Here is a 20,346-nt window from a genome sequence, read left to right as displayed (position 1 = left end):
GAAATGAACAATGTGCAGGATGCGGCGCTGCGCGCGCGCGCGCTGAAGGTGATCCCGAACGGGATGTACGGACATGAATCGGTGCGGCTGCTGCCCGCCAGTTTCCCGCAATTCTTCAGCAAGGCCGAGGGCGCCTATATCTGGGACGCCGACGGCAACCGCTATCTCGACTATATGTGCGCCTATGGCCCGAGCCTGCTCGGCTATCGCGATCCGCGCGTCGAGGCGGCGGCACAGGCGCAGGCGGCGGTCGGCGACACGCTGACCGGGCCGTCGCCGCTGATGGTCGAACTGGCCGAAACGCTCGTCGGCATGGTCGACCATGCCGACTGGGCGATGTTCTGCAAGAACGGCACCGATGCGACGACGATGGCGATGAGCAGCGCGCGCGCGCAGACCGGCAAGCGCATCGTCCTGGTCGCAGAGGGTGCCTATCATGGCGCCGCGCCCTGGTGCACGCCGATCCCCGCCGGCACCGTCGCCGAAGATCGCGCCCATGTCCGCGCCTATGTCTATAATGATGCCGCGAGTCTCGAAGCGGCCGTCGCGGAGGCGGGTGACGACCTGGCCGCGATCTTCGCCTCGCCCTTCCGCCACGATGCCTTCATCGATCAGGAAGCGCCCGATCCGGCCTATGCCCGGCGCGCACGCGACTTGTGCGACCGGGCAGGGGCGATGCTGATCGTCGACGAGGTGCGCGCGGGCTTCCGCCTCGCGCGCGGCAGCAGCTGGAGCGAGCTCGGCGTCCGGCCCGACCTCAGCACTTGGGGCAAATGTTTCGCCAACGGCCATCCGATTTCGGCGCTGCTCGGCGCGGACCGCTGCCGCGAGGGCGCGGGCGCCATTTACGCCACCGGCTCCTTCTGGCTCTCGGCGGTGCCGATGGCGGCCGCGATCGAGACGCTGCGGATCATCCGCGAGAGTGACTATCTCGAGCATATGGTCCGCCTGGGAGAACAGCTGCGGGCGGGGCTCGACGCCGCGGCGGCGAGCCACGGCTTCACGCTGCGCCAGACCGGTCCGGTCCAGATGCCGCAAATCCTGTTCGCGGGCGATCCCGATTTCCGTACCGGCTATGGCTGGGCCGAAGAGATGCTGGCGCGCGGCGTCTATATGCATCCCTGGCACAATATGTTCCTGTGCGCCGCGATGTCCGAAGCCGACATCGCGCTGACCCTTGCCGCGGCCGATGGCGCCTTTGCGGCGCTCGCGGCGCGGCGCGGCGAACTCGCGCCGCATCCGGTCCTGGTCGCGCTCGCGGCGGCGACGGCCGGCTGAAGATGCCGCTCGACCTGCTCGCCGTCGGCCTCACGACGATCGACATCACCGTCCATCCCGTCGCGTCGCTGCCCGAGGGCGAGACGGGGGAGATTGTCGAAAAGATCGTCCTGTCGCCGGCCGGGACCGCGGGGGGAACCATCTTCGTCGCGCAAAGGCTGGGCCTCAGCACCGCGATCGCCTCGGCGGTCGGCGACGATCCGCAGGGGCAGCTGATCCGGTCGATGTTCGATGCGGCCGGCGTCGACACCAGCCTGCTCGCCGTCGATCCGGGCTGGCCGACGTCGACCACCGTGCTGCCGGTCCGTCCGAACGGCGATCGCCCGAACTGGCATATGATGGGGGCAAGCATCTTTGCGCCCGTCACCGACGCGGTCTTTGCGGCGCTGGGCCGCACCGCGGCCGTCCACTGGGCCGGGGTGGGCTTTCCGGGCGCGGCGGGGAAAGGCGCCGATCTGCTCCGTCAGGCGCGGGCACGCGGCGTGTTCACCTCGTGCGATCTGATCGCGCCATCGGACGCGGCCGGGGCCGATCTGGCAACGCTGTTGCCGCACGTCGACCTGTTCATGCCCAGCCTCGCCGAAGTGCGCGTGCTCGCCGGGACCGACGACCCGGTCGAGGGCGCGCGCCGCTTCATGGCGCGCGGCGCGGGCGGGTGCCTGATCAAGATGGGCGGCGAAGGCGCTTTGCTCGTTCTTCCGGGCCGGCAAGTCCATGCGCCCGCGCACCGGATCGATCCGGTCGATACGACCAGTTGCGGCGACAGCCTGTGCGCGGGATATATCGCCGGGCGCGCGCGCGGTCTCGATCCCGCCGACGCGCTGCGTTTCGGGGTCGCCACCGCGGCGCAGGTCGCGCTCGGGGTCGGGACGCTGGGCACACTCGAAAGCTATGATGCGACGCTCGCGTTCATGCGCGATACGCCGGTAAGGGAAGAGGCGCGATGACCGAAGACGAAGCCCGGCAGCAGCTGGTCGATGCGATGCGCGCGCTCGATGCACGCGGGCTCAATCGCGGGACGTCGGGCAATCTGTCGCTCCGTTTCGGCGCCGGCATGTTCGTGACGCCGTCGGGCGTGACCCCCGATCGGCTGACCCCCGAAGCGATGGTGTTCGTCGGCGGTGACGGCAGCGTCGCGGCGGGCGCGGCGCGCCCGTCGAGCGAGTGGCGGATGCATATGGGCCTGTACCGGCGGCGCGCCGACGCGAACGCCATCGTTCATTGCCACGCGCGCCATGCGACGATCCTCGCCTGCGCGCACCGCGAGATTCCGCCGCTTCATTATATGGTCGCGGTCAGCGGCGGCGCGAGCGTCCCCGTCGCGCCCTATGCCACCTTCGGCAGCGAGGAACTGGCGGCGGGTGTCGTCGAGACGCTCGACGGCCGCCTCGCCTGCCTGATGGCGAACCACGGCCTGATCGCGCTCGGCCCCCGCCTCGCGACCGCGATGGCGATCGCCGAGGAGATCGAGGAACAGGCGGCGATCTATTGCGGTACGCTCGCGATCGGCGGCCCGAAGCTGCTCGATCCCGCCGAAATGGAACGGATTCTCGGCGCCTTCCGGCAATATGGGCAACGGGATGACCGGGATTAGGCCGGGCGTTGCAATGGGCTGGGCGGCGCCGTGGAATGCCGGGAACCCGGCTGTTCGCGGACATCTCGATCATCGTCACCCCGACTTGATCCGGGGTCCATTTATTCAGCGCCGCCGTGGATCCCGGATCAAGTCCGGGATGACGAAGTGAGGGTGAGCGAGTGGCAGCTCCCCATCCCAAAGCCGCCATCCGGGCAATTCAAATCCATCGCTCCGTCCCGGGTCAGCGGCATTTTCCCCAGCCGGCGCCGCGTACCGCGCGCCCCGGGGTGGCGCCGCTATGTTCGCCGTCCTTCAGCACCGCGACGCCGTTGACGAAGACGTCGCGAACCCCGACCGAATATTGGTGCGGCTCGGCAAAGGTCGCGCGGTCGGCGACCTTTGCCGGGTCGAAGACGACGACGTCGGCATAATAGCCGGGCTTCAGCGCGCCGCGCTCCTTGATCCCGAGGTTGGTCGCGGGCAGCGTCGTCAGCCGGTACACCGCATCGGCGAGCGTGATCAGCTTTTCGTCGCGAACATAACGGCCGAGCAGCCGCGCGACATTGCCATAGGTTCGCGGATGCGCCCCCGATTTCAGGAAGACGCCTTCGGGCGCCTGCGACGCCGCGTCGGACCCGAAGCTCATCCATGGCAGCTTCACCTGCGCGCGAACATTATCCTCCGACATCAGGAAATAGACGGTCCCGACGCGCGAGCCGTCCTCGACGACGAGGTCCATCGCGGTTTCCTCGGGCGATTTGCCGCGCATCGCCGCGACCTCCGCGAGCGTCTTGCCGGTCAGCGGCTTGAGCGCGTCATTCTTGAACCCCGACAGGATCATCTTGTCGGCGCCCGCGCCGAGGTAGAGATTTTCCCAGTCGCTGCCCGGCTGCTGCATTTCGGCTGCGACGCGCGCGCGAATCTTTGGGTCCTTCAGCCGCTCGATCCATGCCTCGAGCCCGCCCGCCTGCACCCAGGTCGGCATCGCGGCGTCGAGCCCGGTCGCCCCGGCGGTATAGGTGTACATATCGGCGGTGATCCGCTGCCCCGCGGCGCGCGCCGCCTCGACCTTTGCGACGACCGACGCCAGCTTGCCCCAATTGGCGCGGCCGCCGAGCTTGAGATGATAGATTTCGGCGGGCGCGCCTGAACGCCGCGAAATCTCGATCAGTTCGTCGACCGCTTCCTCGACCCGGTCGCCCTCGGACCGCATATGGCTGATATACATGCCGCCGCATTTCCCCGCCTCGGTCATCAGCGCGGCGAGCTCATCGGTCTCGGCATAGGATCCGGGGGCGTAGATCAGCGAGCTGCCGACGCCGAGCGCGCCTTCGTCCATCGCCTGGCGGACGAGCGCGCGCATGCGGTCCAGCTGCTGCGCGTCCGGATCGACATCGCCCTCGCCCAGTTCGTGGACGCGCACCGTCGCGGCGCCGACGAAGCTCGCGACATTGGGTGCGATGCCGCGCTTTTCGAGATAGGACAGATAGTCGCCGAGGCTGGTCCATTCGATCGGATATTTGATGTCGCCCTGGCGCTCGGTCTCATGGGCCTTCATCGCGGCGTTCATCGGCCCCATCGACCAGCCCTCGCCCATCACCTCCAATGTGACGCCCTGCCGGATGTCGCTCTGGCTTTTGGGGTCGGCGATCAGCGATTCGGTCGCCCAGCTCAGCATGTTGATGAACCCCGGCGCGACCGCCATGCCCGCCGCCGACACTTCGGTGCGGCCCTTGCCCGCCACCTTGCCGACCGCGACGATGCGATCCTTGTCGATCGCGACGTCGCCGACGACGCCCGGCGCGCCCGATCCGTCATAGATGGTGCCGCCGCGGATCACGACGTCATGGCTCGGCTCGGCGGCCAGCGCCGTGGCGGAGGCGGTCAGCAGCAGCGCGCTGCCCAAAAACCCTAGCCGTCGTTTCGCGTCCATCATCCGTCTCCCTGTTGCCTGCCTGCCTGCGGTTCCCGCGATTTCATCCGAATTTTCGAAAAATCACAAGCGCTTCCTGTCGTGGCGCGCGTCACGCTCTTTTGCGCGACGCCAAATTTGCTATGGCGGGCGCCGGGCACAATCTGCGCGCGGAGACAGCATGGACATTCCGGACGATATCTTCACCGAACCCGACGACGTCGCCCCCGATACGCTCGCCAATCTCGGGCCGCTCAGCCGGCTCGCGGGGATTTGGGAGGGCCATCGCGGCGTCGATATCAATCCCAAGGCCGACGGTCCCGAACAGCGCGCCTATTATGAGCGGATCGAAATGCACCCGATCGACCCGCAGGCGAACGGGCCGCAGCTTTTCTACGGGCTGCGTTATCATGTCCATGTCAACACCCCCGAAGAGGATATCGCCTTCCACGATCAGGTCGGATACTGGCTGTGGGAGCCCGCCACCGGGCTGGTCCTGCAGACGGTCGCGATCCCGCGCGGGCAGGTCGCGATCGCCGCCGGCCATGCTGCCGCGGGGGACATGCGGCTGGAGCTGAAGGCGACGCGCGGCACCAGCGAATATGGCATCTGCTCGACGACCTTCCTCGAACAGGCGTTCCGCACCGACAGCTATACGATCACCGTCGATTTCCACGACGACGGGTCGTGGAGCTATGTCTCCGACACCGTGCTGACGGTGCGCGGGCAGAGCGAACCCTTCCTCCACCGCGATCGCAACCATCTGGTCAAAGTGGGCGAAGCGGGGCCGAATCCGCTCGCTGAGATCGTGCGTGAACAGCAGAAAGGCTGAGTCCGAACCGCATTGGCGGGGCAAGGGAACCCCAGATTTATTCGGGTTGTAAAATGGGATCGGGCTGATCCATTGTCCGCCGTGTCGCAACCGGGGGGCAGCGCACGCCGATATGAGTCTGACGCACAATATCCTGATCGTCGACGATCATCCGATCACGCAGAACGGCCTCCGCCTCCTGTTCGCGGCGCATGAGCGTTTCACCGTCGTCGGCGCGCTCGATCGCGGCGCCACCGTCGGCGCCTTCGTCCAGTCACAGCCGGTCGATCTCGTCCTCCTCGACCTCAACATGCCCGACGTGCGCGGGATCAACATCCTCGCCGAAATCGTCGGGTCGCGCGACATGACGGTGATCATCCTGACCGGCGAGACCAACCTCGGCGAAATCGACTATGCGCTGAAACTTGGCGCGCGCGCCGTCGTCAGCAAGTCCGATCCGTCGGATCAGATCATCGCGGCGTGCGACGCGGCGCTCGCCGGCGACATCTATATCTCGCCCTTCATCGGCGAGGCGCTGGGCCGGTTCCAGCAGCCGCCGGTCGCGCTCTCGTCGCGCCAGATGGCGATCCTGCACTATCTGGCGCAGGGGGAAAGCAACAAGGAAATCTCCTATCGCCTGTCGATCGCCCAGCCGACGGTGTCGTTCCATATCGCCGAACTCAGGCGCAAGCTCGATGTGTCCAACAACCGCAAGATCGTCGAACGCGCGCAGGAATTAAACCTGCTCTGATGCACGGCGCAGCAGCGGATGGCCGATCAGCTCGCGGCACGGCGGCTTGATCATCATCATCCCGGTCACCTCGCTCAGCCGCCCGCGCGTGACGGTGGTGTCGTCATAGGTCAGCGCGATGATCCGTTCCGCTGGGCGGGTGGCGGCCGCAAGCGCGGCCTCGAATGTCTGGCGCTGGTCGAAATCGACGATCACCCAGTCCGGTAGCGCCGCCTGAAGCTCTTCCGGCTGGCAGGGCGCGACATTGTCGAAGGCGCACGGGACAGTGACGCGGACGATGGTGCCCGCCGCCGTCGATGACAGGATTTCCAGCCTTCCCGACAGGCTTTCGACCAGCCGCCGCGCCGCATGGAATCCCGACCCCGTCCCCTCGCCCCCCTCGTCGGCGCGCAGCCGGGCGGCCTCGCTCGCGTTCAGGGCCTTGCGCACCGCGTCGGACATGCCGCGTCCGGTATCGGCGATGGTGATCAGCGCGCTGTCGCCGTCGCGCGCCAGCGACAGCTTGGCGCCGCCGGTGTCGCTGTATTGATAGCTGTTGCTGAGCAGGTTCGCGAGCGCGCGCATCAACAGCGGCTTGTCCGAGACGATGGTGATATCGTCGGCGCCCTCGGTTTCGAGCACCAGATTCTTGCGCGCGAACGGGGTGCGGAACATCATCATCAGCGGCTCGACCAGCGCCTGCCCCTTGAAGCTGCTCAGCGCCACGAAACCGGAATCGCTGCCGACGATATTGGCCCCCGACATCGTCGTCGATACGATCTCGTTCAAATAGGTGGCCGAACTTTGCAGCATGCCGATCAGCTCGCCATTGTCCGCCGGTTCGGCGCTGCGCCTGAGCACGTCGACCGCGGTGTTGAGCGCCAGGATCACCTGCTTGCTGTCATGCCCCGACGCGTGGAGCAGCGCGTTCTGGCTGTTGACGGTGGCGAGCGCGAACGCCTTTTCCTCGGCCAGCCGCGCCGCGCGCTCGCTGATCGCCAGCCGTTCCGACAGCGACCGGGCATAGTTGAAATCCGCAGCGACCTTGTCGCGCTGGATCTTCTTGAGGTTGAGCCCCAGCGCGAGGGTGACCATCACCGATTCGAACAGCCCGATGGGCCCCGACAGATGCCAGTTGATCGGCAGCCAGGTGAAAAAGCCCATCGATGCGATCGCGGCGTAGATGATGAACAGCGCCAGGCTGGCCCAGCCGACGAACAGCGGCCACAGCTGATAGCCAAGCTGCTTCATCGCCGCGAAGCCGACGAAGGGCAGGAAAAGCGCGACGGCGATCGCGACGAGCCAGCCGCCGACGTGGAGCGCAAAGCGCAATCCGGGCGGATAAAGCGACAGGCCCGGCTGGAGGATCATCACCGCGAGCGAGCAGAAGATCAGCACTTTCAGCGCGATGTCGCGCTTCGGGAAATTGGTCCGGGTGTTGACGAAGACGCGGCAGAATTGTGCCATCGCCCCCGCGAAGCCGCATTTGAAGAAATCCTCGACCGCGACCCCGACCAGCGGTTTGTCGTAGAGGAAGAAGATGGTGAAATAGCCTTCCGAATGGACGGTGTTGAGCGCGAAGAAACCCTCGGCGACCGCGAGCCACAGAAATTCGCGATGCCCGGTGATCGAGAAGAAGAGGAAGTTGAGCAGCAGCAGGATGAAGGCGCCGATGACGACGCCCGACACCATCGAAATATTCGATCGCCGTTCCTTGAAGAAGGTGCCGTAGGTGCTGATCTTCAGCGGCATATAGGTCGAATTTTCGGACAGGAATTCGATCAGGATCAGCTTCTCCTGTCCCGGGTCGAGCACGAGTTCGGAACTGAACGCCTGATAGGTGCCCAGATTGCGCCGCGCCGTCTCCGGATCGGTGCCGTCGACGCGAAGGTCGAACCGGTCGCCCGCCGCCTCGTAAAGCCGGAAGAATTTCAGCGACCCGCGCCCGGTCGTCAATATCCAGCTGCCTTGCGTCGATCCGGCGTTCCGGACCTTCAAAAACAGTGCAGTCCTGACCCCCGGCGGGCCGAAATGGATCGTCTCGCCCTTGATGCGTTCGAGCGGCCGGTCCACCAGGTCACCGGGCCGCAGCCCCGCGAAATCGGGAACGTCTTTCGAATAGCGGATATAGGGCGCGACCGGTGCCGGATCCCGGCCCGCGTGAAGTTCGAACGCGGGTATGTCCGTCGCCGACGCCTTCGCCGGCGATCCGATCGCCGCGATGACAAATGCCAGAAAGACAATCCAGTATCGCATATTCCCCGCCCCGCAGACGGCTTTGCCCACCCTGCCGCGAAGGTCAATCGCGATGAGCATCGGGTGTCGCCGCGGCCGGTCGTCGACCCGGGCCGCGCCGCAAGGCGCCGCACCCGAAACCCCCGCTTTCGGGTGAATCGGGGATTACCCTAAAAAACATTGGGTAGACGGTTGGAGGTGCCGGCAATTATTCCGTCGATACAAAACTGAAAGATGCGGGGGCATCCAAACAGTTGACGGGACGCTGAATTCGGGTGTGGGGGGTACCCAGCCGGAAAGCGCTGATGCGTTTTCCGGCGAACCCCTGCCTGTGTCTGCAGAATCTAGGGGATCATCCAGCCATGACGAATATTTCCAAATCCCGCCTGCTCGCGACCAGCGCGATCGCCGGCCTGTCGATGCTCCAGCTGGCGCCCGCTGCTTTGGCGCAGGACAGTTTCGGTATCCACAACGACCAGCCCGAGCCGCTGGAAATCACGGTGGCCGAGGATGAAGTGATCGTCGGCGGCGATATCGGCGTCTACGCCGACAACGGCCCGGTGATCGTCGACAACCAGGGTGAAATCCGCGGCGACGGCACCATGCCCGGTGGCCCCGACAGCCGGCCAAGCGGCGGCGTGGTGATCGCGCAGGCGGGGTCGAGCATCACCAACGGCGGCACCATATCGGGCGGTTCGAACGGCATCGCGACCTCCTATTTCTTCAGCGAGGATGAGGACGGCGAAAATCTGCCGCCGCAGCCGCTTGCCGCCGGCACGGTGGTCGTCAACAGCGGGCAGATCGTCGGCGAGGGCGGCGCGGGTGTCGGACTGACCGGCGGCGGCAGCGTCACCAACGACGGCGGCGTGATCCAGGGCTATAACAATGCGATCACCGGCACCGCGGGCATCGGCGTCGCGATCACCGAATTCCCCGATGCGATCGCTTCGGACGCGACGGGGGTGGGGTCGATCGTCAACGATGACGGGCTGATCGAAGGCCAGACCTTCGGCGTCGTGCTGCAGGGCGGCGGGACGATCACGAACGAAGGCATGATCCGCAGCACCGGCGGCTTTAACCCGGCGACCCCCGGGATCACCCCCATCGGGATCGTCATGGGCGCGACCGACGCGCAGCAAGGGCGCAGCGCGACGCTCGACAACGACGGCGTCGTCCTCGGCTTCCTCGGCGTCCTGGCGGGCGGATCGCTCGAAACGACGACGATCGACAATGACGGGATCATCAACGGCAATGCGATCGGTATCATCGGCCAGTCGACCGGCGATCTTGTCATCAACAATGCCGAAGGCGCCGAAATCGCTTCGGGCGGCAACGCCATCGCGGCGAATAGCAGCAAACTGACGGTCAACAATGCCGGAACGATCCGCAGCCAGTCGCAGAACGGCATCAATATCCTGACCGCCGGCGCGGTGATCACCAACAGCGGCGTCATCAACGGTCAAGGGGCCGACGGCGTCCATGCGGCGGGGGCGGCCGACGGGACGGTGATCGACAATGCCGAAGGCAGCCTGATCACCGGGGCGCAATCGGGCGTCCATGTCGAACTGGGCAGTGTCACGCTGACCAACGCCGGCGAGATTTATGGCGGCGGCCTGTACGATGGTTTCGACGCGCCGCCCGACGGCGGGGTCACCATTTCGGGCGGTGCCAGCACGATCACCAACAGCGGCACGATCACCGGCGAACGGTTCGGGATCACCACCGCCAGCTATTATAATCCCGCGACCGGCCAGCTCGAAGGCCGCGCCACCGGCACGACGGTCGTCAACAGCGGCACCATCTATGGCTTTTCGGACGACGGCGTCCGCCTGATCGGCGGCGGCAGCGTCACCAACAGCGGCGAAATCGGCGGCCAGATCGGTGCGGGCGCCGACGGCGTGTCGATGTTCGCCTATCCCGATCAGGCGAGCGAGGATTATAGCGCGCTCGTCACCAACGAAGCCGACGGTCGGATCATCGGCAGCCGCTTCGGTGTCGTGCTGTCGGGGGGCGGCGACGTCGTCAACGACGGCACCATCCTCGGCGCCGCGGGCGGCGTCTATATTCAGGGTACCGCGCTCAACACCGATCCGGGCGAGGAACGCAGCGGCCTGACGGCGAATATCGTCAACACCGGCACGATCCAGGGCATCGGCGATTTCGGCGGCAGCCACGACAATGGTTTCGGCGTCGGGTTCGGCAGCGACATGGCGGCGGCGACGCTCACCAACAGCGGGACGATCACCAGCGATTTCTCCGACGCGGTCGGCCACAATTCCTTCGCCGACCTTTTGGTGACCAACGAAGACGGCGGCGTTATCGAGGGTGCGATCTCGGGCATCTATGGCGGCGGCAGCGGCGCCTTGACGGTCGACAATGCCGGGACGATCCGCGGCAATGGCACGGCCGCGACCTTCACGCAGTTCGATGCCGGTATTTCGATCGGCCATGCCGATACGATCGTCACGAACAGCGGCACGATTTCAGGCGCGGCGGCCGGCATCGCCACCTTTGCGGTGTTCGATGAGGAGCTTGGCCAGAATGTCATCGGAGCGACCGGGACCAGCATCGTCAACAGCGGCACGATCACCGGCGAAAGCGCCGCCGGCGTGCGCCTGCTGGGCGGCGGCACCGTCGCGAACAGCGGCACGGTCAAATCGCTGGGCGGCGACGGGATCCAGATCGTTCGCGGCGATGTGGCGCTCGACGACTTCGCGGCGGAGGTCGCCAACGAAGCGGGCGGCACGGTCACCGGCACCCGTTACGGGATCGTCGCGGGCGGCGGGGGCGGCAGCGTCGCCAATGCCGGCGCGATCGCGGGCTTCGCCGGCGGGGTGCTGATCCAGAGCGGCGACGAAGGGGAGGTGACGACCGCGTCGGTCCTCAATTCGGGCAGCATCACCAGCGTCCAGGGCTTCGGCGTCGCGCTTCAGGGCGCGCTTGCCGAAGCATCGCTCGAAAACAGCGGCAGCATCGCGGGCACCAACAGCGTCATCGTGAATGCGGCGAGTTCGACGATCGTCAACGCCGCGGGCGGCACGATCGCCGGCACCAACATTGGCGTCATCGGCCAAAGCGGCGTGCTCAGCCTGACCAACGCGGGTACGATCACGGGCACCAACAGCATCGGCATCTTCTCGGCCGGCCCGACGACGCTCGTCAATTCGGGGACGATCTCGGGCATGACCGCCAGCCCCGAAGGCGAACGCGCCGCCTTCGTGCTCGGCGCCTTCGACGATGTCGTCACGCTCCAGACCGGCAGCGTCATCAATGGTGCGATGGTGGCCGGCGACGGCAACGACAGCCTGATCCTCGACGGCGACATTCTGGACCTCACCGCGGCGCAGCAGGTCGGGGCCGCGGTCGGTTTCGAGGAGCTGACCGTCGCGGCGGGCTATTGGTCGACCGCAAGCTATGTCGGCGAATTCAACCATGTTGCGATTGCCGAGGGCGGCGCGTTGCAGGTCAACGAGATCGAATATGACGAGGGGCTGTTCTCGACCCCGATCTTCACCCCGGCGATCGCCAACGATGGCCTGCTGGTGGTCAATTTCGACGAGAGCGACGTCGTTTCGGGGCTCGGCCAGCTGTCGGTCACCGGCACCGGCGCGGTCCAGCTGATCGGCGAGGGCGTCTTCACGCTCGACACCGACAGCTTCGCGCATCTGGGCGGCACCACCGTCTCGAACGGCGGCCTCATCCTCACCGGCACGCTGCTTGGCGGCGTGACCACCGAGGGCGACGGCTTCTTCCAGCTCGGCGCGGGCGGGACCGAGGGCAATTTCGCGGGCGACCTCGTCAACAACGGCCGCTTCATCTTCAACCGCTCGGACGATTATGACTTCCTCGGCGGCTTCTCGGGCAACGGCACGCTCGACAAGATGGGCGACAGCGTCCTGACCTTCATGGGCGACTATGCGTTCGAAGGCGTCACCAACATCCTCGGCGGCGCGGTGCGCATCGGCGGCACGATCGATCCGGCGACCGACTTCAACCTCGGCGAAGGCGGCACGCTCGACATCACCGGCAAGGACCAGACGATCGGCGGCCTCGCGGGCGCCGCAGGCTCGAACGTCGAGATGGGCGAAAACAACCTGACCGTCGCGCAGGCGGGCGACAGCCAGTTCGGCGGCACCATCTCGGGCAGCGGCTCGTTCACCAAATCGGGCGACGGGACGCTCAACCTGACCGGCGATAGCGACTATAGCGGGCCGACGGCGGTCAACGGCGGCAAGCTGGCGGTCAACGGCTCGATCGTCTCCGACGTCACCGTCAACGACGGCGGGACGCTGGGCGGCAACGGCACCGTCGGGTCGACGGTGGTCGCCGCGGGCGGCACGATCGCACCGGGCAATTCGATCGGCCGACTCACGGTGAACGGCGACCTCGCCTTCGCCGCGGGCTCGACCTATGAGGTCGAGGTCAACGCCGCGGGGCAGGGCGACCGGCTCGACGCGACGGGCGCGGTGACGATCGCCGCCACGGCGGGCGTTTCGGTGCTCGCCGAAGACGGCGATTACAACCCGCGCACCGACTATGTGATCCTGACCGGCGTGGCGGGCGTCACCGGCACCTTCGGTTCGGTGACCACCGACCTTGCGTTCCTCGATCCGCTGCTCCGTTACGGTGCCAACAGCGTCACCCTGTCGCTTTATCGCAACGACATCGATTTCGCCGACGTCGCGCTCGGCTTCAACCAGGCGAGCGTCGCGGGGGCGGTCCAGTCGCTCGGCATCGACAATCCGCTGTTCGAAGCGGTGCTCGTCCAGAATGCCGCGACCGCGCAGACGAGCTTCGGCGACCTGTCGGGCGAGATCCATGCCAATGCGATCAGCGGCCTTACCGACGACAGCCGCCACCTTCGGAACGCGCTGCTGGGCATGCGCGCGCCGGAAGCAAGCGGCGCCTTTGTCTGGGGCTCGGCCTTCGGCGGCTGGGGCAAGTTCGACGCGCGGCCCGGCGGTCTCGCGATGGACACCGACCACAAGGGGCTGGTCGCCGGTATCGGCTATGGCGGCAACGGCTTTGCCGCGGCGCTCTCGGCGGGGATCGGCGGGTCGGACTTCAAGGCGAAGGGCCGGGGTGACAGCGCCGATGTCGAAAGCAAATATCTGGCGGCGCACGCGACCTATGGCGCTCCCGAAGGCGGCTTCCGCGGCACGATCGGGGTGACCTATGCGTGGCACGACGTCGACACCAGCCGGGCGGTGACGGTGGCGCCGTTCGCGCAGACGCTGACGTCGAAATATGACGCGAGCACGCTGCAGATCTTCGGCGAAATCGGCTACGACCTGACGACGGGCAAGGCATTGATCACCCCCTTCGCCCGCCTCGCGCACGTCAAGACCGACAGCGAAGCCTTCACCGAAGCGGGCGGCAACGCCGCGCTGGTGGTCGCCGACATCGACCAGAAGACCACCTTCCTCAGCCTCGGCGCGCGAGCGCGCTTCAACGCCGGCGAAACGGGCTTCCAGCCCTATCTCTCGGCGGCGTGGAACCGGGCGTTCGACGATCGCGGCGCAATCATGGTGTCGCGCTTCGCGGCGGGCGGCACACCCTTCGGCATCATCGGCTCGCCGATCCCGAAAAATTCGGCGGAGGTCGAGGCCGGGTTCGATTACAGCGCCGGCGCCTTCAACATCGGTGCCGCCTACACCGGCACGCTGGCGTCGGACCGCAACAGCCACGGCGTCCGCGTCACTGCTCGAATCGCTTTCTGACCAGAAGCGACCCTATCAGGGGCGGATCGTGCAGCCGGGGCCGGAACGACACGCGTCGTTCCGGCCCCTTCGCATTTCCACCAGCGTCCTGACCCTAGACGACCAGCAGCGCGAAGAGCAGCGACGCGGCGAAGCTGGCGAGCGTCGCGACGACGACAGGAACCCCGGCGCGCCAGCCCATGCCGATCAGCAGGCCAAGGTTGGTGCGCATCGCGGTTGCGGTGACCGCGAGCAGCAGCAGCGCCTTCGACGCCGTCAGGGCCCAGCCCTGCACGACCGCCGGCATCGCGACGACGCTGTTCAGCGTGACCATCGCCAGGAAGGCGAGGATGAACCAGGGCAGCGCGAGGCGGCGCCAGATCCGGGCGTCGCCACCCTCGGGCTTCAGCAGCAGGCTCACCAGCGCGACGACGGGGGCGAGCAGCGCGACGCGCGCCAGCTTGACGATCGTCGCGCCCGCGCCCGCCGCGTCCGAAAAGGCATAGCCGCCGCCGATCGCCTGCGCCACGTCATGGATCGACGCGCCGATCAGGAACCCCGCCTGCGCGTCGCTGAGCCCGAAATGGACGGCGAGCATCGGATAGATCGTCATCGCGAGCGCGCTGGCGAGAGAAATGCCGACGAGGGTCAGCGCGAACTGCGCCTGCGGCAGCCGCTGCCGCCCGATCACGCCATAAAGCGCCAGCGCCGCGCTCGCGCCGCAGATTGCCGTCGCGCCGCCCGCGAGCAATCCGGCATAGGGCGACTGTCCGGCGACACGCGCCCCCGCCAGCCCCGCCGCCATCGTCACCGCCATCACGACAAGCAGGCAGGCAAAAGGCACCGGGCCGAGCACGACGATCTGCGCGAAGGTCACCTGCAGCCCGAGCACGACGATGCCGGTCCGCAGGAAGCTGCGCGATGCGAAGTCGAGGCCCCGGTGCGTACGTTCGTCGGCCGAGATGAAATTGAGCGCCAGCCCGACGAGCAGGCCGAGCAGGATGATCGGCACGCCATAATGGTCGGACAGCCACGCCGCCGCCGCCGATCCCGCGGCGCAGGCGGCAAGCCCGGGAAACAAGCTGCCTTTCGGCGCCGTCCCCGCCGCCGTCCGGGCCAGATGCAGTTCGCCGAACAGATCACCGCCGCTCGGCAGATTGTTCCAATGCGCGTGGCGCATCGAGGTCCCGTCATTTCTGTCCAGCGCTGTCATAAGATCGCGCCATATCGTCAAGCGGGGCGAACGCGCAAGGCTTCTCTTGCGGTGCAGTGCGCGACGGGCCAAAGCAGACAGCGTGGTCAGCAGGCCGAGCGGGGAGATATACAGCCGTGACAGGGATTTGCCAGCCGGGTGCGGAGCGTTTGCGCGCATGACCCGGGCGACGATCAAGGATGTCTCGCGCGTCGCCGGCGTGTCGATCAAGACCGTGTCGCGCGTGCTCAACAAGGAACGTTATGTCAGTGACGACATGCGGCAAAAGGTCGAGGAAGCGGTCGCGCGCCTCAACTATCACCCGAGCCTCGCCGCGCGCACGCTCGCCGGGCGGCGGTCGTTCCAGATCGGGCTGATCCACGACAATCCCAGCCCCTATTACATCTTCAACATGCAGGCCGGCGTCGGGCAGCGCTGCCGCGAGGCGGACTTTCGCATGATCGTCCAGCCGTGCGACATCAACTCGCCCGGCCTCGTCGATGACATCGGGGCGCTGATCGATCAGGCGCAGCTCGACGGGATCATCATGACCCCCCCGGTCACCGACGTCGGCACCGCGCTTGCCGAGCTGTTCCGCCGCAAGATTCCCGTCGTGCGTGTCCAGCCGGGCACCGATCTCACCGCAACCTCGGCGGTTTACATCGACAATGTCCAGGCCGCCGACGACATGACGGCCTACCTCATCTCGCTCGGCCATCGCCGGATCGGGCTGGTCACCGGCCACGCCAATTATTTCGCCAGCGGCCAGCGCCTGACCGGTTACCGGCAAGCGCTCCAGCGCGCGGGCATCGGCTTTGACGCGGCGCTCGTTCACCCCGGCCAGTTCGATTTCCAGTCGGGCACTGCCGCCGCCGAGGCGCTGCTCGCGCTGCCCGAACCGCCGACCGCAATCTTCGCGAGCAGTGACGAAATGGCTGCGGGGGTGCTGGCCGCGGCGCACCGCAAGGGCATATCGGTGCCGGGCCAGCTTTCGGTCGCGGGTTTCGACGACACCGATCTGGCGCAGGTCGTCTGGCCGTCGCTGACGACGATCCGCCAGCCGATCCGCGACCTCGGCTATGCTGCCGCCGACCTGTTGCTCGAATTCGGCGAGACGATCGAGCGGCGGCAGCTTCCGCATGAACTGATCGTACGGGGGTCGACGGCGGGGCCGCGCGCATAGTCGTCGCCCCCGCGAAGGCGGGGGCCGTTGTCGGTTGACGCAGCGATGCTGGACAATTCCTCCAGCGGCCCCCGCCTTCGCGGGGGCGACGAAGATTTCGCTGTCCATTCCGATATGACAACGTTATCTTATCCACACGACAGATAGATTCGGGGAGAGACGATCTTGGCGCAAATCGCCGACAGACGCCGCTGGCTTTTGGTGGGGCTCGTCTTCATCGCGATCGTCCTCAACTATGTCGACCGCCAGATTCTCGCGCTGCTGAAGCCGACCCTGCAGGCCGAGTTCGACTGGACCGATCGCGATTACAGCCATATGGCCTCGGCTTTCCAGTTTGCCGCCGCGCTGGCGTTCCTCGGCACCGGCTGGTTCATCGACAAGGTCGGGCTGCGCTGGGGCTTTGCGATCGGCGTTGGCGTGTGGAGCCTCGCGGGCATGGCGCATGCCTTCGCCTCGACCGTCGCCGGCTTCGTCACCTCGCGGGCGGTCCTCGGTGCCGCCGAATCGATTGGTACCCCGGCCGCGGTGAAGACCGCCGCGACCTATTTCAACGCCAAGGAACGCAGCTTCGTCCTCGGCCTCGGCGGCATCGCGCCGAACGTCGGCGCGATCCTGACGCCCTTGCTCATCCCCTTGATGGCGCTGATGTGGGGCTGGCAGGCGACCTTCCTGATCGCCGGCGGCCTCGGGCTCGTCTGGGTGGTCGTCTGGCTCGCGGTCCGCATTCCCGAACAGCCCAACGCCGCGCGCGATGCCGCCGCGCCGAAGATCGCGTGGAGCAGCCTGCTCCGCGACCGCCGCCAATGGGCGGTGATCCTCGGCAAGGCGCTCACCGATCAGGTGTGGTGGTTCCTGCTCTTCTTCATGCCCGATCTGTTCCACCGCGTCTTCGGGCTGACGCAGGGCACGCTGGGCTTGCCCGTCGCCTTCGTCTATTTCATGGCGGCATTGGGCGGCATCACCGGTGGTTATCTGCCGTCCTATCTGATGGGCCGCCGCGGCTGGAGCGTGAACGCCGCGCGCAAGACGACGATGCTGATCTACGCGCTGCTCATCCTGCCCGTGCCCCTGCTCGTCGGCGTCGACAGCGCCTGGACCGCCGCGATGATCCTCGGCCTTGCGCTGTTCGCGCATCAGGGCTTTTCGACCAATCTCTTCGGCCTCACCACCGACGTCTTCCCCGCGCGCATCGTCGGTTCGGCGATCGGCATCGGCGCCTTCGCCGGCAATCTGTCGGGCATGGCGATGATCGAGTTCGCGGGCTGGTCGCTCGATACGGGCCGGGGATATCTGCCGATGTTCCTCGTCTGCGCCGTCACCTATCTCGTCGCGCTCGCCGCGATCCACCTCATCCTGCCGCGCATCGTCGCGGTCGATGAGGGGGAGGATGGCGACGTGCAGGTGCTGGCGCATTGAAGCCGACACCTACCCTTTGTCATTCCCGCGAAAGCGGGGATCCAGCCTTTTCGACCTTCTTTGCGCCTTCGCGGCGTTGCGTGAAATATCGAAATCTCACGCAAAGGCGCGAAGGCGCAAAGAAGACGAAATAATAGCCCTCCAGGCATCCTAAACTTTGCACAACCGGAACAAACTCGCTTCCATTCAGCCAACAATTGGAGTATATGACAGCGATGTCAGATTTTCTACCCGCTCCCGCCCATATGACCCTCGCCGGTCATGAGGTTTTGCCCATCGCCTGGGGCATGTGGCGCTTCGCCGGCATCGACGTCGCCATGGCACGCGCCCGGATAGACGCGGCGTTCGAGGCGGGCGTCGCGCTGTTCGACACCGCCGACATCTATGGCTGCGACACCCCCGGCGGCTTCGGCTCGGCCGAGGCGCTGCTCGGCGACGTCTTCGCCGAGGCGCCCGGCCTGCGTGACAAGATGGTCCTCGCGACCAAGGGCGGGATCATCCTCGGCGTACCTTATGACAGCAGCGCAGCCTACCTGACCTCGGCGATCGACATCTCGCTCCGGCGCCTGCGCACCGACCATGTCGAGCTGTGGCAGATCCACCGTCCCGACCTGCTCACCCACCCGCAGGAAAGCGCGCGGACGCTCGAGGATGCCCACCGGGCGGGCAAGATCGGCGCGATCGGCGTCTCTAACTTCACGCCCGCACAAACCGCGGCGCTCGCCAAATTCCTGCCCGTTCCGGTGGTCAGCCATCAGAGCGAATTTTCGCCGCTTCACCTCGCCCCGCTGTTCGACGGCATCTTCGACCAGTCGATGGCGGAGGGGATGCGTTTCCTCGCCTGGTCGCCGCTCGGCGGCGGCCGGCTTGGCGATCCGGCCGACGAGCGCACGCGCGCAGTCGCCGGACTGCTCGACGCGAAAGCCGCCGAATATGGCGTCTCGCGCGCCGCCGCGACCTACAGCTGGGTGATGGCGCATCCCGCGCGCCCGATCCCGATCGTCGGCACACAGAATGTCGAACGTATCCGTGAAATTCCGCAGGCCTTGGCGCCGCGCTGGACGCGCGCCGAATGGTATGCGGTGCTGCAGGTATCGATGGGGGAGAATCTGCCATGACCGACCGCTCGTGCGAAGTCAGCTGGTTTTCGGCGCTCTGCGACGACGACTATGAATTTCTGGGGGTTCCCGACCCGATGCTCAAGTCGAGCTGGGAACATTGCCGCGACATCGTGGTGCAGGCCGATACCTTGGGGTTCGACAATATCCTGCTGCCGTCGGGCTATGTGCTCGGCATCGACACCACCGCCTTCGCCGCGGCGATCGCGACGATGGTCAAGAACATCCGCTTGCTGATGGCGGTGCGCATCGGCGAAAGCTGGCCGCCGCAGCTCGCGCGCCAGATCGCGACGATCGACCAGATCCTCGGCGGCCGGCTGACGGTCAACATCATCTCCTCCGACATGCCGGGCGAGACGATGGACTCCGAACCGCGCTATCGCCGCACGGTCGAGGCGATGCATATCCTGAAGACTTTGCTCAATGGCGAGGCGCTCGACCATGACGGCGAGTTCTGGCAGCTGAAGCTCGAACCGCCGCGCGTCGGCATGGTGTCGGGCAAGGCGCCGCCGCTCTATTTCGGCGGCCTCTCGCCCGCCGCGCGCGACGCCGCCGCAAAGGGCTGCGACGTCTTCCTGATGTGGCCCGACCGCGAAGAGGTGGTGAAGGAGATCATCGCGGATATGACCAAGCGGGCCGCCGCCTACGGCCGCACGCTCAAATTCGGCTATCGCGCGCATATGATCGTCCGCGACACCGAAAGCGAAGCGCGCACCGCCGCCGACCGCCTGCTCTCGAAACTCGACGCCGCGAAAGGTGCCGAGATCAAGGCCAAGTCGCTCGACTCGCAGTCGTTCGGGGTCAACGCGCAGGTCGCCTTGCGCGAAGCCGCCTCCGACGACGGCTATGTCGAGGATAATCTCTGGACCGGCGTCGGCCGCGCCCGCTCGGGCTGCGGCGCCGCGATCGTCGGCGATCCCGATCAGGTGCTCGCGAAGCTGAACCGCTATCAGGACCTGGGCATCGAAGCCTTCATCCTCTCGGGCTACCCGCACGCGGCCGAAGCCGACCTCTTCGCGCGCCATGTGCTGCCGAAGATGAAGCACGGGCCGTTGATACTCTGACCCTCTTCGTCATTGCTTCGCTTCGCTCGCAATGACGATGGTTGTGGAAGGGGATACCCCGCCTCCACGTTTGAGACGTAGGAGAGAAGGAGACGGGGCACGCGCCCTTAAGCAGCGTGCGGCTTACCTGTT

The 20,346-nt window shown here is 66.6% G+C and carries 13 protein-coding genes; 10 read left to right on the top strand and 3 right to left on the bottom strand.

From position 1 onward, the window contains the following. Positions 1–3 precede the first annotated feature (3 nt). From FHR22_RS21895 to FHR22_RS21885, 3 genes are read left to right on the top strand one after another with little or no spacing between them, the layout of a single operon-like run. Positions 4–1,278 (top strand): aminotransferase class III-fold pyridoxal phosphate-dependent enzyme, encoded by a 1,275-nt coding sequence (locus tag FHR22_RS21895; RefSeq protein WP_166946349.1) that lies wholly within the window; start codon positions 4–6, stop codon positions 1,276–1,278. Between the two features lie 2 nt (positions 1,279–1,280). Then, positions 1,281–2,225: a carbohydrate kinase family protein gene (locus tag FHR22_RS21890; RefSeq protein WP_166946347.1), complete on the top strand. Its 945-nt coding sequence runs from the start codon at positions 1,281–1,283 to the stop codon at positions 2,223–2,225. Further along, a complete protein-coding gene (locus tag FHR22_RS21885) occupies positions 2,222–2,872 on the top strand; it encodes a class II aldolase/adducin family protein (RefSeq protein ID WP_166946345.1) in 651 nt (216 codons plus the stop codon). Before FHR22_RS21890 ends, FHR22_RS21885 begins: the two co-directional genes overlap by 4 nt. Positions 2,873–3,095: 223 nt before the next feature. Here the strand turns inward: FHR22_RS21885 and FHR22_RS21880 are convergent, their stop codons facing one another. Next, positions 3,096–4,787, bottom strand: a complete 1,692-nt coding sequence (locus FHR22_RS21880; RefSeq protein ID WP_166946343.1) for an N-acyl-D-amino-acid deacylase family protein — start codon at positions 4,785–4,787, stop codon at positions 3,096–3,098. Between the two features lie 160 nt (positions 4,788–4,947). Here FHR22_RS21880 and FHR22_RS21875 point away from each other — a divergent pair, with 160 nt between their 5' ends. Both FHR22_RS21875 and FHR22_RS21870 read left to right on the top strand, forming a co-directional pair. Then, the gene (locus FHR22_RS21875) at positions 4,948–5,598 is read left to right on the top strand and encodes an FABP family protein (protein WP_166946341.1); all 651 of its coding nucleotides are present in this window, start codon (positions 4,948–4,950) and stop codon (positions 5,596–5,598) included. Positions 5,599–5,710: 112 nt separating this feature from the next. Then, complete coding sequence (locus FHR22_RS21870) at positions 5,711–6,328, top strand: response regulator (RefSeq protein ID WP_166946339.1); 618 nt, start codon at positions 5,711–5,713, stop codon at positions 6,326–6,328. Here the strand turns inward: FHR22_RS21870 and FHR22_RS21865 are convergent. Next, a complete protein-coding gene (locus FHR22_RS21865) occupies positions 6,314–8,563 on the bottom strand; it encodes a sensor histidine kinase (RefSeq protein ID WP_166946337.1) in 2,250 nt (749 codons plus the stop codon). The genes FHR22_RS21870 and FHR22_RS21865 overlap by 15 nt on opposite strands. Positions 8,564–8,904: 341 nt before the next feature. Between FHR22_RS21865 and FHR22_RS21860 the strand changes: the two genes are divergently transcribed. Then, a complete protein-coding gene (locus FHR22_RS21860) occupies positions 8,905–14,262 on the top strand; it encodes an autotransporter domain-containing protein (RefSeq protein ID WP_166946334.1) in 5,358 nt (1,785 codons plus the stop codon). A 94-nt stretch (positions 14,263–14,356) separates the two neighbouring features. Here the strand turns inward: FHR22_RS21860 and FHR22_RS21855 are convergent, their stop codons facing one another. Continuing rightward, positions 14,357–15,454, bottom strand: coding sequence for a YeiH family protein (locus FHR22_RS21855; RefSeq protein WP_425057487.1), 1,098 nt, complete (start codon positions 15,452–15,454; stop codon positions 14,357–14,359). Between the two features lie 157 nt (positions 15,455–15,611). On the opposite strand from FHR22_RS21855, the gene FHR22_RS21850 reads away from it, so the two are divergent. The 4 genes from FHR22_RS21850 to FHR22_RS21835 all read left to right on the top strand — a co-directional run bounded on the left by FHR22_RS21850 (position 15,612) and on the right by FHR22_RS21835 (position 20,214). Then, complete coding sequence (locus FHR22_RS21850; protein WP_166946332.1) at positions 15,612–16,616, top strand: LacI family DNA-binding transcriptional regulator; 1,005 nt, start codon at positions 15,612–15,614, stop codon at positions 16,614–16,616. A gap of 165 nt (positions 16,617–16,781) precedes the next feature. Next, complete coding sequence (locus FHR22_RS21845) at positions 16,782–18,032, top strand: MFS transporter (protein WP_208417870.1); 1,251 nt, start codon at positions 16,782–16,784, stop codon at positions 18,030–18,032. 215 nt (positions 18,033–18,247) lie between these two features. Next, positions 18,248–19,150, top strand: coding sequence for an aldo/keto reductase (locus tag FHR22_RS21840; RefSeq protein ID WP_166946404.1), 903 nt, complete (start codon positions 18,248–18,250; stop codon positions 19,148–19,150). Then, positions 19,147–20,214 (top strand): LLM class flavin-dependent oxidoreductase, encoded by a 1,068-nt coding sequence (locus FHR22_RS21835; protein ID WP_166946330.1) that lies wholly within the window; start codon positions 19,147–19,149, stop codon positions 20,212–20,214. Before FHR22_RS21840 ends, FHR22_RS21835 begins: the two co-directional genes overlap by 4 nt. Positions 20,215–20,346: the final 132 nt, after the last annotated feature.

The organism is Sphingopyxis panaciterrae (assembly GCF_011762125.1).
GTDB lineage: Bacteria > Pseudomonadota > Alphaproteobacteria > Sphingomonadales > Sphingomonadaceae > Sphingopyxis > Sphingopyxis panaciterrae.
Note: the sequence above shows the minus strand (reverse complement) of the source record. Positions and strands in the feature narration are given on the sequence as shown.